Raw genomic sequence first — 14,221 nt, forward strand, 5'->3', positions numbered from 1 at the left:
GTCTGTTGTGTTCAGGCTCTACCGGCCTTTATAAAAATTAAAATAGTGAGGATGTGATGTTGTTGTTCCGGGGAACTCAAAGATAGTAGGGAAGAATTGGCAGGATGAATACTAAGAAAGAAATTATTTGTTAATTTAATGTTTGTTTTGAGTGCAAAATCACGCCCATAAAGTGAGCGGCATCACAAAAACACTCAGAATGGTAGCGTTTACCAGATAAAATCACGCTAATTTTGTTAACCACCAAATAAAAACCCCGCCGAAGCGGGGTCGTTTGAACGCTTACAGAATTTCCAGCAGTTCAACTTCAAAAACCAGAGTGCTGTACGGAGGTATTGACGCACCAGCGCCACGCTCTCCGTAAGCCAGGTTATGAGGAATAGTCAGTTCCCACTTTGAGCCAACTGGCATCAGAGTCAGAGCTTCAATCCAGCCTGCGATAACGCCGCTGACTGGGAATTCAGCTGGTTCGCCACGTTGCACGGAGCTGTCGAACACGGTGCCATCAACCAGTTTGCCGGTGTAATGCACGCGAACGTGATCTTTACGCGCTGGGATTGGGCCAGTACCTTGAGTCAGAACGCGGAATTGCAGACCCGTTTCGGTGCTGTTCACGCCGTCTTTCTTAAGGTTTTCTTCGAGGAATTTTACGCCTTCAACAGCCAGTTCTTTCTGGCGTTCCTGGCGAACGGCGTCGGCACGCTCGTGAACTTCACGCAGTGCGCGATGAACTACATCAACCGGAACTGCCGGGGCATTCCCTTCCAGCGCATCACGCAGACCAGCTACCAGTGCTTCTGGCAGCAGGCCTTGCAGACCAGATTCACTCAGTTGTTGACCTACCTGTAAACCAATACCGTAACTTGCTTGCGCTTCGACGCTGTCAAAAGAAGGGGTCGTCATGGGATTTCCTTTAATGGTATTTAAAAGCAAGCCCGCAGCATAGCAGCGTCAACCTGACGGGTAAAATGCAAAAGCGGCAAAGGTGACAAATGCAGACGAAACAGGAACAATGGTTTAAGTGAGCGTGAAATTGCGGTTGAGAATCACGTTACGCGGGATTATTCAGCGCATCAAACAGTTAGCGTTCTATAATGGAGTGGGTAAATGTACAGAGCACGTTGTGTGGAAATGAGGAGTGTTGCCGATGCGATTCGCTGTTAAACCCTGGCTTGCGCGGATTTGGCATGCACCCGATAATTTCCGGTTGATGGATCCACTGCCGGTGATGCACCGCCGTGGCATTATTATTGCGGCGATCGTGGTTGTACTCGGTTTCCTGTGGCCTACACCTGATTCCCCTACTCAGCCAGTTACGCGCGATGCGCAGCTTTCCATAGAGTCGCAATCCCCAATTCGAGCCCACTTAGTCAACCCGCCAGAGAACTCTGCTCCCGTCAATCCGTCACGTGTTGAAGAACAACCACAGGCAGAAACGCAAGCTCCTGTGCCGCATGAGAATAACGATATTGACCAGCAATGGCGCTCTTACCGCGTTGAGTCCGGGCAAACTATGGCGCAGCTGTTCCGCGATCATAATTTACCGCCCGCTGATGTTTATTCGATGGCGCAAGTAGAAGGCAGCAACAAACCGCTGAGTACTTTGCAAACCGGGCAGATGGTGCAGATTCGCCAGAATGCGAATGGTGTGGTGACGGGGCTGACGATTGATATTGGTAACGATCAGCAGGTGCTATTTACACGCCAGCCGAATGGCAGCTTTGTGCGTGCTCGCTGATTTTTTGCGACTTCAGAAATGCAAAACGCCGGCACGAGGCCGGCGTCTTAACGTATAAACTTCAGCGTAAATTACGCTTCAGCAACAACGTTTACAATCAGTTTAGCGAATACTTCGCTGTGAACCTGGAAGTCCACTTCGTGCTCACCAGCGGTACGCAGAACGCCGTTCGGTAAACGAACTTCACTCTTAGCCACTTCAACGCCAGCTGCAGTTACAGCGTCAGCGATGTCACGGGTACCGATGGAACCGAACAGTTTACCTTCGTCGCCAGCTTTAGACGCGATAGTAACAGTTTCGAGTGCGTTGATCTTCGCAGCGCGAGCTTCAGCAGCAGCCAGAACGTCAGCTAATTTAGCTTCCAGTTCTGCACGGCGTGCTTCGAAGAATTCAACGTTTTTCTTGGTAGCAGGAACAGCTTTGCCCTGTGGTACCAGGAAGTTACGAGCATAACCCGCTTTAACGTTAACCTGATCACCCAGGCTACCCAGGTTTGCTACTTTATCAAGCAGAATAACTTGCATTACCTTATCCTCTCAAAGTCATTAATGGACAGTGGCCGATTACTGATGACGATCAGTATATGGCAACAAAGAAAGGTAACGAGCGCGCTTGATGCAGCGAGCCAACTGACGCTGGTATTTTGCACGAGTACCGGTAATACGGCTCGGGACAATTTTACCACTTTCAGTGATGTAGTTTTTCAGTGTAGCGATATCTTTATAATCAATCTCTACAACGCCTTCCGCGGTGAAACGGCAGAACTTGCGGCGACGGAAATAACGTGCCATTAGGCTAGTCTCCAGAATCTATCAAATCAATCTGCTCGGCATGCAATACCACTTTGTTCAGACCATTTTTTGCCTGATGGCAACTAATGAAACCTTGAACTGTGAGTACCGTGCCGACCGTTATACTTTGAGTAATGGCTGAGTGTGCGTGCCCGCTAATAATAACTGGCATACGGCACCACGCCTGCCGATCTAAACCGGCTTCCTTTTGCACAGAACGGTGCTCAAGCACGAACTGGCAATGAGGAATTCCTGACGGGCTGACCTTGCGAAGAGGCGTCTTGCACACTGTGCCAGACAACACCAGGCGGTTGGCCGTCATTGGAAATTACTCTTCAGAATCCCCAGCATCCGCATCATCAGCAGTTTCGCTAGCGAAGTCATCGCGACGATCACGACGTTCGTCTTTAGCTTTAACCATTGGTGAAGCTTCGGTTACAGCGTGCTTAGTACGCATAACCATGCTACGGATAACGGCGTCGTTGAAGCGGAAGTTAGTTTCCAGCTCATCGATCACTTCCTGCGGAGCTTCAACGTTCAGCAGAACGTAGTGTGCTTTGTGCAGTTTGTTGATCGGGTAAGCCAGTTGACGGCGGCCCCAGTCTTCCAGACGGTGGATCGTACCTTCTGCTGCAGTGATTGCAGTAGTGTAACGTTCGATCATACCCGGAACCTGTTCGCTCTGGTCAGGATGGACCATAAAAACGATTTCGTAATGACGCATCGAATTGCTCCTTACGGATTATTCAGCCTCCTGTCAGGGTCAGCCGCGGCCCATGGAAGCAAGGAACGTGGTTATAAAGGCGGCTGAAAAATTGACGCGTAATCATACAAGCGGAGCCCAACAAACTCAAGGTTATATGTAAATTAATTCTTTTGCATGAAGGCTAAATTTCTAATAAGCGCTAACTCCGTGAATTTTATAACTTTGACCTGGATCACTTAAAATTTTTGACCAACACCATCAGAAATGGTCGCTTTTTATCCAACTCTAAGGGTTTACACTTATTGTCATAGGCCGCCACTATTTATTAACAGGAGCGACGACCGCAGCTGACACATTAAGTTGTAGTGGAGCGGATTATGAAAATTACAGTTTTAGCCTTTCTGGCGGCGCTTTTGCTTAGCTCAAATGCAGCTGCCGCGATCAAGATTGATGGTCGCCAGGCACAAAATATGGATGATGTGATGAGCCTTGGGGTTATTTATATCAACCACAACTTCGCGACAGAACAGGAAGCTGAAGTTGCTATCCATGAGGATGCAGATCAGCACAATGCAAAGTACTACCACACTATTTTGATGAGAGAGCCCGGTAGTAACGGCAATATGCGCGTAAGCGCTGACATCTACCGGTAGCAGAATGCAATGAGGTAATGAAGTAAGGCGTTAACACCAGGAATACCACAACGACATAGAAAGCCAACGTTTGACTTGCCCCCGCTTGCGGGGGCTTTTTTATCTATCCAATTACAGATGTTCGCTAAAAAATCGGCTTGTCGCTTCAAGCGCCGTAGGAGTAATACGGTGTTTTACGCCCGCTTCCCGTAAACAGATCATCTGTTTATCCAACCCTTTATCGATGAGGACTTGCTGCAAACGCCATGTCTCAGCCGCCGGGACAACATCATCTTCCTCGCCGTGCCACAGTAAAAGTGGCCGATTACCGATGCTTTCCAGCTGATGGCTGATGTCATATTCGGCGAGTGCGTTGAGTGATTCAGCCTCTTCCGCTCGTGGCGCGAATAGCGTTTGCCCAAGCGACATAAAATATCCCGATCCCATCAGGCATGCCACGCAGCGAACTTGCGGGTTACGCGCCATAATTCCGAGAGCCGTCATGCCTCCCATTGAAGCACCACCCACAGCAACTCGTCGCTCATCTACGGGATAGCGTTCGGATAAAGCCTGATAAAGCGGCGAAAACTCATCAATGTTGTGTTTAAGAATCGACCAGAATTGATACAACCGCGCGCTGTCATCACCATTAAATCGCGCACCGTGTTGATCGGCATCGGGCATAATCACACGCATTCCAGCCTGAGCAAGAGCGACCGCAAAGTAACTGTAAACCAGTTTAGATGAAGTAAAACCATGATAGAAAAATACCACCGGGAGTTTGCACTCTTTTTTCCCAGAAGGCACAGCGTGGAGAACTTCAATACCCGCAAGCTGTTCGGTATATATTTCAATCATGATATTAGCCCTGTATCGGAGTGATATATCCTTTGTATGTCAGCGCCCTGTGCATGGCAAGTCATTGATGGATTGTGATTATTGTTCACTATGAGATCTGCTTAGCGATTTTCATTCGAAAGTGATTAAAAAGCGCGGGGAAGCTAACAAAATGGGAACATTCCCTCTTCTCAGAAAAAAACCGGGGCTACACTATGGCTATTAAGAGACGAGAAACGATCATGCGATTGCTATCAGCTGTGTTACTTGCGACCACGCTCAGTGCTTGTAGCGTGTTACAAGGGACACCACAACCAGCGCCGCCTGCAACCGGAACCCCTCAAGAAATCCAGCGTTACCAAACGCAGGGTTTGACCAAAATAGGGACGGTGACAGCACTTGAGCACGGCTCTCCGATGGACGCAGAACGAGCGCTAGAAGAGAAAGCTGTTGCAGCCAAAGCGGATTATTACGTCATCGTGCTAAACGATGAGACGGTAGTACCTGGCCAGTGGTATGCCCAAGCGATTTTGTACCGTAAGTAATTTAGCGCCGTGTTTAATTTATGCATATTTACATAGCTTTGCGTCAATTGATCGTTTGTTATGCACAATGAACCTCAGCCAACGGACAGGTCTGAAGTTCACCCACGCGAAGGAATGCCCTGCTGATTTAGGGTAAGTATTAAAGGAGCTAATTATGAAACGATCGCTTGCCTTAACCTCATTACTGCTGTCCGTGGGGCTAATCACAACGTCGGCACAGTCGGCAGAAGATGTTGCCGCAGATTGTGTGACGGGTTTGAATGAAATCGGCATGATTTCAGTAAATGGTATTGCCGGTAGCGTGCAAGATGTGGAGAAAGTCATTGCCCTGAAGGCTGACGAACATGGAGCATCATATTATCGAATCGTTAAAATGCAGGAAAACCAGCTTGCTGAAGGTTGGCGTGTACAAGCCATTATTTATGCATAAATAAGCCAGCGACCATTTATATCCACCCTTATGGCGCTGGCTTTTTTGTTCTATCCTGTGCGACCTGTCGCTCTGAGCAGTACATCAATAAGCACTTGATTCGGTAAAACACTTTCCCCCCGCGAGTCCAGCATCATACGGCACCAGGCTTCCCCTAACGGTGGAGAGAGATGCTGTAAAACCTGGGTACCTGTCGCCAGAAGAGCCAGCATTCGAGTAACTTCCCTGCCCCATTCCTCTTGTGGCTTATGAAGTCGCTGTTGCAACTGCCGCCAGCTACGATCGAAATGCCGGTTTTGTCCTTTCACTTCGTCAAACTCAGCATGCAACATCTCCATCGCACCAGGTTGTTTTGCCAGAACTCGTAGTACATCGAGGCTCATAATATTGCCCGCCCCTTCCCAGATACTGTTCACCGGCATTTCACGGTAAATACGCGGCAACTCGCTGTCTTCGCAATAACCGATGCCCCCAAGCACTTCCATCGCTTCAGCCACAAACGGTATTCCTGATTTGCAGACACTAAACTTGGCGGCTGGGGTAAACAGGCGACTATAAGCCAGTTCATGCGGATTACCGGGTGATTCCCAGGCGCGGGCCAGACGAAACAGAAACGTCGTTTGCCCTTCAAGTTGCAAAGCCATACGCCCAAGTACCTGGCGCATAATCGGCAGGTCGATAAGGGTTTTGCCGAATGCCTGCCGTTGATGGGCGTGATACAACGCGACGGAAAGCGCACGGCGCATCAAACCATGGCTGCCAAGCACGCAGTCAAAGCGCGTGTAGGCGCCCATTTTAAGAATCGAGCGAATCCCCTCACCTTCTTCACCGATAAGCCAGGCTGTCGCATCACAGAACTCCACTTCACTGCTGGCATTAGAACGGTTGCCGAGTTTCTCTTTAAGGCGCTCAAACCGAACATGATTACGTTGCCCGTCGGGTAAAAATCGCGGCAGGAAGAAACATGAAAGCCCACCTTTCGCTTGCGCCAGTATCAAATGTGCATCGCTTTGTGGCACCGAGAAAAACCACTTGTGACCGACGATACGATACATTTCGCTGGAGCCGCGTTTGTCGATAGGTTCAGCGCGTGTGGTGTTGCTAAGCACATCCGAACCGCCTTGTTTCTCGGTCATCCCCATACCAATCAGCAGGCCACGTTTTTGCGCCCCAGGCGCAAGATGTGCATCGTAGCGATCGCTGAGCATGGGTTTCAGCCATGAATGAAACTCTTTGGGTAGATGTTTTTGCAGTAAAGGAATCGCACCAAACGTCATGGTTATCGGGCAGAGCGTGCCTGCTTCAACTTGCGCATGCTGAACGAAGCGAGCAGCACGGGCGACAAACGAGCCCTGGCGCGCATCTTCCTGCCACGGCAAGTTATGAACCCGATTGGCACACAGCCCTTGCATCAGTAAATGCCAGGCCGGATAAAAGCGCACATCATCGAGCCGCTCACCGCTGGAGTCATAACGCAGTAATTCTGGAGGATTGGCATTCGCCAGGCGGCCGAGTTCGAGTGATTCAGCCGAACCCAGTTGCTGGCCAATACTTGCCAGAAGTTCTGCATCCCAACCCGCACCTTCACGAGCTACAGCCTCGGTTAACGAGATATCAGAAAGAAAAAGGTTACTGTTGTTGAGGGGTATTGGTTGGTTAAAAACGGTATGAGTTTGCCAGCGCATCGTGTTCCCTCCCATTAATGGCAATGCCATTAGTATGGACGGTGATGGCGCTTATGCATGGAGAGGGATCACAAAGCGGGGTGCGACTGCACCCCGTTGAAGATTAACTGCGTTGACGAACCGCTTCGAACAGGCAAATACCGGTCGCGACAGAAACGTTCAATGAAGAAACGGTCCCGGCCATTGGGATGCTAATCAGCTCATCGCAATGCTCACGTGTCAGACGACGCATACCTTCACCTTCAGCGCCCATCACCAGCGCCATTGGGCCGGTCATTTTGCTCTGGAACAAGGTGTGGTCTGCTTCACCCGCAGTACCAACAATCCACACGTTCGCTTCCTGCAACACACGCATGGTGCGTGCGAGGTTGGTCACACTGATAAGCGGAACGTGCTCAGCAGCACCACAGGCCACTTTCTTAGCAGTCGCGTTCAGTTGCGCAGAGCGGTCTTTCGGTACGATAACCGCATGCACGCCGGCAGCATCTGCGCTACGCAGGCAGGCACCGAGGTTGTGCGGATCGGTAACGCCATCGAGAATCAGCAAGAACGGCTGGTCGATGCTCGCAAGCAGATCCGGAAGATCATTTTCCTGATACTGACGGCCTGGCTTCACACGAGCAATAATGCCCTGGTGCACAGCGCCTTCAGATTTTTCATCCAGCCATTGGCGGTTTGCCATTTGAACCGGCACCCCCTGGGCTTCCAGCGCATGAATTAAAGGCATCAGACGTTTGTCTTCACGGCCTTTAAGAATAAAGACTTCCCGAAAACGCTGGGGAGCGTTATCAAGTAGCGCCTGGACGGCGTGAATGCCGTAAATCATTTCACTCATTACTGTTACTCATTTCAGGTGCTGATGCACCAGTGTTAATTTGCTCGTAGATGTCGGATGTCGCTTACGCTAATCCGACCTACGAAAAGCAGTGTCAGGGTGGATAAACGAAGAACCATCCACCCTTTCAAGGCTAGCTCGGCTGCTTTTTCGCTGCCCGCTTAGCTTTCGTGGCTGCCGCTATCTTACGAGTTTTATCCGATGGCGTTTTTGGTTTCTTCACCTTCGGTTCGGCGGTTTTCTCGATTTTTTTGTCGGCTTTCGCTTTCTTCGGCTTCGCGGGGCCTTTCTCTTTACGGAAAGCACTGTCTGACTCGAAGTTTACGCGTTTGCCAGCTTGACGACGTTTCGGTCCGTTGCCGTTAGCGCCTCTTTTCGCTTTGTCTTTCTCAGTTTTACCCGCACCGCGAGGGACGCGAGTACTAGAGAGCAAAGCAAAATCAATCTTGCGCTCATCCATGTGGACGGCTTCAACACGCACTTCTACACGGTCACCCAAGCGATAAGTCTGACCACCGGATTCACCAATCAGGCGTTGCCCAACCTGGTCAAAGCGATAGTAGTCGTTATCAAGAGTAGAAACGTGCACCAGGCCGTCGATAAACAGATCGGTCAGGCGTACAAAGAAGCCAAAACCGGTGACGCTTGCGATGATGCCAGTAAAGGTATTACCGACCTGATCCTGCATAAAGTCGCATTTCAGCCAGTCGGCAACGTCACGTGTAGCTTCATCGGCACGGCGTTCAGCCATAGAACAATGCTGGCCAAGTTGCAGCATCTCTTCCATGTCATAGTGCCAGCCGCCAGACTCGGTGCTGTTGCCCTTATGGCCCTGCTCTTTCGCCAGCAGATACTTGATTGCACGGTGTAACAACAAGTCCGGATAGCGACGAATCGGCGAAGTAAAGTGCGCATAAGATTGCAGCGCAAGGCCAAAGTGACCACGGTTTTCTGGATCGTAAACCGCCTGTTTCATCGAACGCAGCAGCATAGTTTGCAGCATTTCATGATCCGGACGATCGGCAATCGAGTTCAGCAATTCTGCGTAATCACGCGGTTCAGGTTTCTGCCCGCCAGGCAATTCCAGGCCCAGTTCAGCCAACACCGAGCGGAATGAAGTGATCGCTTCGTTGGTTGGACGATCGTGATCGCGGAACAGTGACGGTTCGTTATGTTTTTCAACAAAGCGAGCGGCTGCAATGTTCGCGAGGATCATGCACTCTTCGATTAGCTTGTGTGCATCGTTACGCACAGTTTGCTCAACGCGCTCGATGCGGCGTTCAGCGTTGAAGATAAACTTCGCTTCTTCACTTTCGAACGAGATGCCACCACGCTCGGCGCGGGAAACATCCAGCACTTTATACAGGTTGTGCAGCTCTTCGATGTGCTTAACCAGCGGCGCATACTGCTCACGCAGTTCCTGATCGCCCTGCAACATGTGCCACACTTTGGTGTAGGTCAGACGCGCATGGGAGCTCATTACCGCTTCGTAGAATTTAGAACCTGTCAGACGACCCGTTGCAGAGATAGTCATTTCGCAGACCATACACAGACGGTCAACCTGTGGATTGAGCGAGCACAGGCCGTTAGACAGCACTTCCGGCAGCATCGGGATAACCTGCGACGGGAAGTAAACTGAGGTACCACGGTTACGCGCTTCTTTATCCAGCGCGGTTGGCGGGCGAACGTAATAACTTACGTCAGCAATCGCAACCCACAAACGCCAGCCGCCGCCACGTTTTTTCTCACAGAATACGGCGTCGTCGAAGTCACGCGCATCCTCACCATCAATGGTCATGAGTGGCAGGTCACGCAAATCTACGCGACCCACTTTGGCCTCTTCTGGCACTTGCTCCTTCAGGGAAGCAACCTGGGCTTCAACTTCTGGTGGCCAGATATAAGGGATTTCATGGGTGCGCAGCGCCATATCAACGGCCATGCCGGTGCCCATGTTGTCACCAAGAAGCTCAACAATTTTACCTACCGCTTTGGTGCGGCGAGTTGGACGCTGGGTGAGTTCAACCACCACCACAAAACCCATACGCGCGCCCATCACGCCTTCTGGCGGGATAAGGATATCGAAGCTCAGACGGCTGTCGTCTGGCACCACGAAACTGATACCTGCATCGGTAAAGTAGCGGCCAACAATTTGCCCGGTTCTTGGCTCCAGCACACGCACAATACGCGCTTCGCGACGGCCTTTACGGTCTGCACCCAGCGGCTGTGCCAACACGATGTCGCCATGCATACACATTTTCATCTGTTCAGATGAAAGGTAGAGATCGTCTTTACGGCCTTCTACACGTAGGAAACCGAAGCCATCGCGGTGACCAATGACTTTGCCTTTTAGCAAATCAAGACGTTCTGGAAGGGCATAGCACTGGCGACGGGTAAAGACCAACTGTCCATCGCGTTCCATGGCTCGCAGACGGCGACGCAGCGCTTCAAGTTGTTCTTCACCGGTAATATTCAGTTCTTCAGCCAGTTCGTCACGATTGGCTGGTTTTTCACGTTTGGACAGATGAGCGAGAATAAACTCCCGGCTTGGGATCGGGTTTTCGTATTTTTCGGCTTCTCGTTCCTGAAAAGGATCTTTTGACATTGCGGTTCCTCCGTTGTCATTTGCTGAGGAAATCGTGATTTATTCCACCAGCAATAATTTGTAGAGCGGTTGGTTTTGGTCCACCAAATCGGCCAGCGTGTGCTTATCCAGCTCTGTTAGAAAGCTTTGCACCGCCTGAGCCAGTGCCTGTTTGAGGCGACATGCGGGGGTAATATGACAAAACTCACTGCTACAGTTCACCAAAGATAGCGGTTCCAGCTCGCGCACCACATCACCCACACGAATTGTTTGCGCAGGTTTGCCGAGGCGAATACCACCGTTTTTGCCGCGCACTGCCGTCACATAGCCCGCGCGACTGAGTTGATTGATGATTTTCACCATGTGGTTACGTGATACTCCGTACACTTCTGTTACCTCAGAAATGCTCGTCATTTTGCCTTCCGGCAAAGACGCCATATAAATCAAAGCACGTAAACCGTAATCAGTAAAACTCGTTAACTGCACATCAACCTCTAGGGTGGGAGGGGAAACGCTTAATAGCTGTAAATACTATACCCTAAATAATTCGGGTTGCAGCCAGGCGGCCAGCTCAAGAATCCCCGGGAGCTTACTTAAGTAAGTGGCTGGGGTGAGTGAGTGCAGCCAACGCCGCTGCAACGTGAAGTATGACGGGTATAGATTGATGATAAACCAGCCATAAGGTTGCCAGCTAATTTATTTAATAGGGGAAGGTAGATAAAACGGCAGGATAAAACAGTTGGGGTGCGCTAAGCACACCCCATCACATCATTATGCGTCGAACGGATCGCGCAGAATCATGGTTTCAGAACGGTCTGGACCGGTAGAAATAATGTCTACTGGTACTTCAGTCAGTTCTTCAATGCGCTTGATGTAGTCCAGCGCTGCTTGCGGCAAACCACTACGCTCTTTCACACCGAAGGTCGTTTCGGACCAGCCTGGCATGGTTTCGTAGATTGGCTCGATACCTTCCCAATCGTCAGCAGCCATTGGAGTGGTAGTCACTTCACGGCCATCTGGCAGACGGTAGCCTACGCACAGTTTAACTTCTTTCAAGCCGTCCAGAACGTCCAGCTTGGTCAGGCAGAAACCTGACAGGGAGTTAATCTGCACTGCACGACGCACAGCAACGATATCCAACCAACCTGTACGACGACGACGACCAGTGGTCGCACCGAACTCGTTACCTTGTTTGCACAGGAACTCGCCGATATCGTCAAACAGTTCAGTTGGGAACGGACCTGCGCCAACGCGAGTAGAGTACGCTTTGATAATACCCAGAACGTAATCAACATAACGTGGACCAATGCCGGAACCTGTTGCCACGCCACCCGCGGTGGTGTTGGAAGAGGTCACGTACGGATAGGTACCGTGATCGATGTCCAGCAGTGTGCCTTGAGCACCTTCGAACATGATGAAGTCGCCGCGCTTACGTGCCTGATCCAGCAGATCGGACACGTCAACTACCATGCTGGTCAGAATGTCAGCAACTGCCATGACATCGTCCAGAACTTTCTGGTAATCAACCGCTTCAACTTTATAGAAGTTAACCAGCTGGAAGTTATGGTATTCCAGAACTTCTTTCAGTTTGTCTGCAAAGGTGGCTTTGTCGAACAAGTCGCCAACGCGCAGGCCACGACGGGCCACTTTGTCTTCATATGCAGGACCGATACCACGACCGGTAGTACCGATAGCTTTCGCACCACGAGCTTTCTCACGAGCCACATCCAGCGCAACGTGATAATCAAGGATCAGTGGACATGCTTCAGATAACAGCAGGCGCTCACGTACCGGAATCCCACGGTCTTCCAGTTCTTTCATCTCTTTCATCAGTGCAGCAGGAGACAGCACAACGCCATTACCGATGATGCTGGTAACGTTATCACGCAGAATACCTGATGGAATAAGATGAAGAACGGTTTTTTCACCGTTGATTACGAGAGTATGGCCTGCGTTGTGACCGCCCTGGTAGCGCACAACATATTTAGCCCGTTCAGTCAGAAGATCTACGATCTTTCCTTTACCTTCGTCACCCCATTGGGTGCCCAGTACGACGACGTTGTTACCCATTTTTCAAAATCACCGTTTGCTTAAAAAAGGATTCTACCATCGGTTTCCCCGATGATCAGCCCTTTTAGTATACAAAATGGTAATCAGCCACCTCAACGTGACTTAACCGCCGCTTCGACTCAACATGTAGTAGACAACGACACCTGCAACCACTAGTCCGCCGCCAAAACGACGCAGCGTGTTATCGGGTAATTGGATTAAAGCGGCTATCATACGACGCCACATACGCGGATAAAGCATCGGTCCGAGTCCTTCGAGCACTAAAACCAGTGCTAATGCCATCCAGATTGTCGAATTCATAATTTCCTCTAGCACCCATAAAAAAAGAGCCGGTCAGACCGGCTCTTGATAAAACGCTTGCGAATATTAACGTGAACTGTTCGCTGGTGTTTTCATATAGCGGAAGAAATCGCTATCTGGGCTTAACACCATAACGTCCTGACCAGAATTGAAGCTCGCCTCGTAAGCACGCAGGCTACGAATGAAGGCATAGAAATCCGGATCCTGGCTGAATGCGTCAGCAAACAGTTTGGCAGCTTCTGCATCACCTTCACCACGGCTGATTCGGCCCATACGCTCGGCTTCTGCCAGAGTACGAGTCACTTCGTAGTCGGCGGTAGCACGCAGCTTCTCAGCTTCTTCCTGACCTTGTGAACGGTGGCGACGAGCAACCGCTTCACGCTCTGCGCGCATACGGTTGTAGATAGCCTCAGACACTTCAGCTGGCAGGTTGATCTGCTTGATACGCACATCGACCACTTCAATACCCAGCGCTGCCATACTGTTCGGGTTAACCACTGGCACTTTACCTTTGGTTTCCGCCGTTACACGCGCCGCTGCTGATGCAATCGCATCATCCGCCGCAGGTGTTGACACTTCATCGTCAGTACCTGCAGAACCTGAGTTCAGCGCATCACGAACGTCCAGAGTCAGACGACCGCGAGAATCGGTCACGATGTCTTTCACATCAAGACGACCAATTTCAGAACGCAGACGGTCACTGAACTTACGTTTTAACAGCACTTCAGCTTGAGAAACGTCACCACCACCGGTTGCCAGGTAGTAGCGGCTGAAATCACTGATACGCCATTTGATATAGGAATCAACGATCAGGTCTTTCTTCTCTTTGGTTACAAAGCGATCGGCCTGGTTGTCCATCGTCTGAATACGTGCATCAAGGGTTTTAACCGACTCGATAAACGGTACTTTGAAATGCAGACCTGGCTCGTAGACCACCGGCTTGTTTTCGTCATCACGCAACACTTTACCGAAGCGTAACGTAATTCCGCGCTCACCTTCCTGTACCACGAAGACCGAGGTAAACAGCACTACCAGCACGATGATAATTAAAGCAATGACTGACTTACGCAT

The 14,221-nt window shown here is 50.5% G+C and carries 17 protein-coding genes; 4 read left to right on the forward strand and 13 right to left on the reverse strand.

The window, feature by feature from the left end; genetic code table 11:
• Positions 1-282: 282 nt before the first annotated feature.
• A complete protein-coding gene (gene fklB, locus AC0IXI_RS21155) occupies positions 283-903 on the reverse strand; it encodes an FKBP-type peptidyl-prolyl cis-trans isomerase (RefSeq protein ID WP_064515716.1) in 621 nt (206 codons plus the stop codon).
• A 238-nt stretch (positions 904-1,141) separates the two neighbouring features.
• Between fklB and AC0IXI_RS21160 the strand changes: the two genes are divergently transcribed.
• On the forward strand, positions 1,142-1,738 hold the full coding sequence (locus AC0IXI_RS21160) for an OapA family protein (protein ID WP_471683261.1): 597 nt from the start codon (positions 1,142-1,144) through the stop codon (positions 1,736-1,738).
• A gap of 71 nt (positions 1,739-1,809) precedes the next feature.
• On the opposite strand, the gene rplI is transcribed toward AC0IXI_RS21160, so the two are convergent.
• From rplI to rpsF, 4 genes are read right to left on the reverse strand one after another with little or no spacing between them, the layout of a single operon-like run.
• The gene (gene rplI, locus AC0IXI_RS21165; RefSeq protein WP_064515713.1) at positions 1,810-2,262 is read right to left on the reverse strand and encodes a 50S ribosomal protein L9; all 453 of its coding nucleotides are present in this window, start codon (positions 2,260-2,262) and stop codon (positions 1,810-1,812) included.
• A gap of 39 nt (positions 2,263-2,301) precedes the next feature.
• Positions 2,302-2,529: a 30S ribosomal protein S18 gene (rpsR, locus tag AC0IXI_RS21170; protein WP_002210155.1), complete on the reverse strand. Its 228-nt coding sequence runs from the start codon at positions 2,527-2,529 to the stop codon at positions 2,302-2,304.
• Between the two features lie 4 nt (positions 2,530-2,533).
• Positions 2,534-2,851, reverse strand: coding sequence for a primosomal replication protein N (gene priB / locus AC0IXI_RS21175; RefSeq protein WP_034461190.1), 318 nt, complete (start codon positions 2,849-2,851; stop codon positions 2,534-2,536).
• A 6-nt stretch (positions 2,852-2,857) separates the two neighbouring features.
• The gene (rpsF, locus tag AC0IXI_RS21180; protein ID WP_064515710.1) at positions 2,858-3,253 is read right to left on the reverse strand and encodes a 30S ribosomal protein S6; all 396 of its coding nucleotides are present in this window, start codon (positions 3,251-3,253) and stop codon (positions 2,858-2,860) included.
• Positions 3,254-3,612: 359 nt separating this feature from the next.
• On the opposite strand from rpsF, the gene yjfY reads away from it, so the two are divergent.
• The gene (gene yjfY, locus AC0IXI_RS21185) at positions 3,613-3,888 is read left to right on the forward strand and encodes a DUF1471 family protein YjfY (RefSeq protein ID WP_064515707.1); all 276 of its coding nucleotides are present in this window, start codon (positions 3,613-3,615) and stop codon (positions 3,886-3,888) included.
• 111 nt (positions 3,889-3,999) lie between these two features.
• Here yjfY and yjfP read toward each other — a convergent pair whose 3' ends face one another.
• Positions 4,000-4,725: an esterase gene (yjfP, locus tag AC0IXI_RS21190; protein ID WP_064515705.1), complete on the reverse strand. Its 726-nt coding sequence runs from the start codon at positions 4,723-4,725 to the stop codon at positions 4,000-4,002.
• Between the two features lie 194 nt (positions 4,726-4,919).
• Here yjfP and bsmA point away from each other — a divergent pair, with 194 nt between their 5' ends.
• Both bsmA and AC0IXI_RS21200 read left to right on the forward strand, forming a co-directional pair.
• Entirely contained in the window at positions 4,920-5,249 is a 330-nt protein-coding gene (gene bsmA, locus AC0IXI_RS21195) for a biofilm peroxide resistance protein BsmA (RefSeq protein ID WP_064515702.1), read from the forward strand.
• A 154-nt stretch (positions 5,250-5,403) separates the two neighbouring features.
• On the forward strand, positions 5,404-5,679 hold the full coding sequence (locus AC0IXI_RS21200) for a YdgH/BhsA/McbA family protein (RefSeq protein ID WP_034461185.1): 276 nt from the start codon (positions 5,404-5,406) through the stop codon (positions 5,677-5,679).
• Positions 5,680-5,729: 50 nt separating this feature from the next.
• Here AC0IXI_RS21200 and AC0IXI_RS21205 read toward each other — a convergent pair whose 3' ends face one another.
• The 7 genes from AC0IXI_RS21205 to hflC form a co-directional block, all read right to left on the reverse strand.
• Positions 5,730-7,364 carry an isovaleryl-CoA dehydrogenase gene (locus AC0IXI_RS21205; protein WP_471683063.1) on the reverse strand — a complete coding sequence of 545 codons (1,635 nt, stop codon included), beginning with the start codon at positions 7,362-7,364 and terminating at the stop codon, positions 5,730-5,732.
• A 103-nt stretch (positions 7,365-7,467) separates the two neighbouring features.
• Positions 7,468-8,199 (reverse strand): 23S rRNA (guanosine(2251)-2'-O)-methyltransferase RlmB, encoded by a 732-nt coding sequence (rlmB, locus tag AC0IXI_RS21210; protein WP_064515697.1) that lies wholly within the window; start codon positions 8,197-8,199, stop codon positions 7,468-7,470.
• Positions 8,200-8,332: 133 nt separating this feature from the next.
• Entirely contained in the window at positions 8,333-10,801 is a 2,469-nt protein-coding gene (gene rnr, locus AC0IXI_RS21215) for a ribonuclease R (RefSeq protein WP_134186264.1), read from the reverse strand.
• A gap of 39 nt (positions 10,802-10,840) precedes the next feature.
• A complete protein-coding gene (nsrR, locus tag AC0IXI_RS21220; protein ID WP_034461180.1) occupies positions 10,841-11,266 on the reverse strand; it encodes a nitric oxide-sensing transcriptional repressor NsrR in 426 nt (141 codons plus the stop codon).
• A gap of 285 nt (positions 11,267-11,551) precedes the next feature.
• Positions 11,552-12,850, reverse strand: a complete 1,299-nt coding sequence (locus AC0IXI_RS21225; RefSeq protein WP_034492792.1) for an adenylosuccinate synthase — start codon at positions 12,848-12,850, stop codon at positions 11,552-11,554.
• A 102-nt stretch (positions 12,851-12,952) separates the two neighbouring features.
• On the reverse strand, positions 12,953-13,150 hold the full coding sequence (locus AC0IXI_RS21230; RefSeq protein WP_034461177.1) for a DUF2065 domain-containing protein: 198 nt from the start codon (positions 13,148-13,150) through the stop codon (positions 12,953-12,955).
• A 66-nt stretch (positions 13,151-13,216) separates the two neighbouring features.
• On the reverse strand, positions 13,217-14,221 hold the full coding sequence (gene hflC / locus AC0IXI_RS21235; RefSeq protein WP_034461175.1) for a protease modulator HflC: 1,005 nt from the start codon (positions 14,219-14,221) through the stop codon (positions 13,217-13,219).

Source organism: Buttiauxella sp. AC038, assembly GCF_979253565.1.

Bases quoted from the DNA above. Each gene is read 5' to 3' on its own strand.
- fklB (WP_064515716.1), bottom strand. From the start codon at position 903: ATGACGACCCCTTCTTTTGACAGCGTCGAAGCGCAAGCAAGTTACGGT.
- rplI (WP_064515713.1), bottom strand. From the start codon at position 2,262: ATGCAAGTTATTCTGCTTGATAAAGTAGCAAACCTGGGTAGCCTGGGT.
- rpsR (WP_002210155.1), bottom strand. From the start codon at position 2,529: ATGGCACGTTATTTCCGTCGCCGCAAGTTCTGCCGTTTCACCGCGGAA.
- priB (WP_034461190.1), bottom strand. From the start codon at position 2,851: ATGACGGCCAACCGCCTGGTGTTGTCTGGCACAGTGTGCAAGACGCCT.
- rpsF (WP_064515710.1), bottom strand. From the start codon at position 3,253: ATGCGTCATTACGAAATCGTTTTTATGGTCCATCCTGACCAGAGCGAA.
- yjfY (WP_064515707.1), top strand. From the start codon at position 3,613: ATGAAAATTACAGTTTTAGCCTTTCTGGCGGCGCTTTTGCTTAGCTCA.
- yjfP (WP_064515705.1), bottom strand. From the start codon at position 4,725: ATGATTGAAATATATACCGAACAGCTTGCGGGTATTGAAGTTCTCCAC.
- bsmA (WP_064515702.1), top strand. From the start codon at position 4,920: ATGGCTATTAAGAGACGAGAAACGATCATGCGATTGCTATCAGCTGTG.
- AC0IXI_RS21200 (WP_034461185.1), top strand. From the start codon at position 5,404: ATGAAACGATCGCTTGCCTTAACCTCATTACTGCTGTCCGTGGGGCTA.
- AC0IXI_RS21205 (WP_471683063.1), bottom strand. From the start codon at position 7,364: ATGCGCTGGCAAACTCATACCGTTTTTAACCAACCAATACCCCTCAAC.
- rlmB (WP_064515697.1), bottom strand. From the start codon at position 8,199: ATGAGTGAAATGATTTACGGCATTCACGCCGTCCAGGCGCTACTTGAT.
- rnr (WP_134186264.1), bottom strand. From the start codon at position 10,801: ATGTCAAAAGATCCTTTTCAGGAACGAGAAGCCGAAAAATACGAAAAC.
- AC0IXI_RS21225 (WP_034492792.1), bottom strand. From the start codon at position 12,850: ATGGGTAACAACGTCGTCGTACTGGGCACCCAATGGGGTGACGAAGGT.
- AC0IXI_RS21230 (WP_034461177.1), bottom strand. From the start codon at position 13,150: ATGAATTCGACAATCTGGATGGCATTAGCACTGGTTTTAGTGCTCGAA.
- hflC (WP_034461175.1), bottom strand. From the start codon at position 14,221: ATGCGTAAGTCAGTCATTGCTTTAATTATCATCGTGCTGGTAGTGCTG.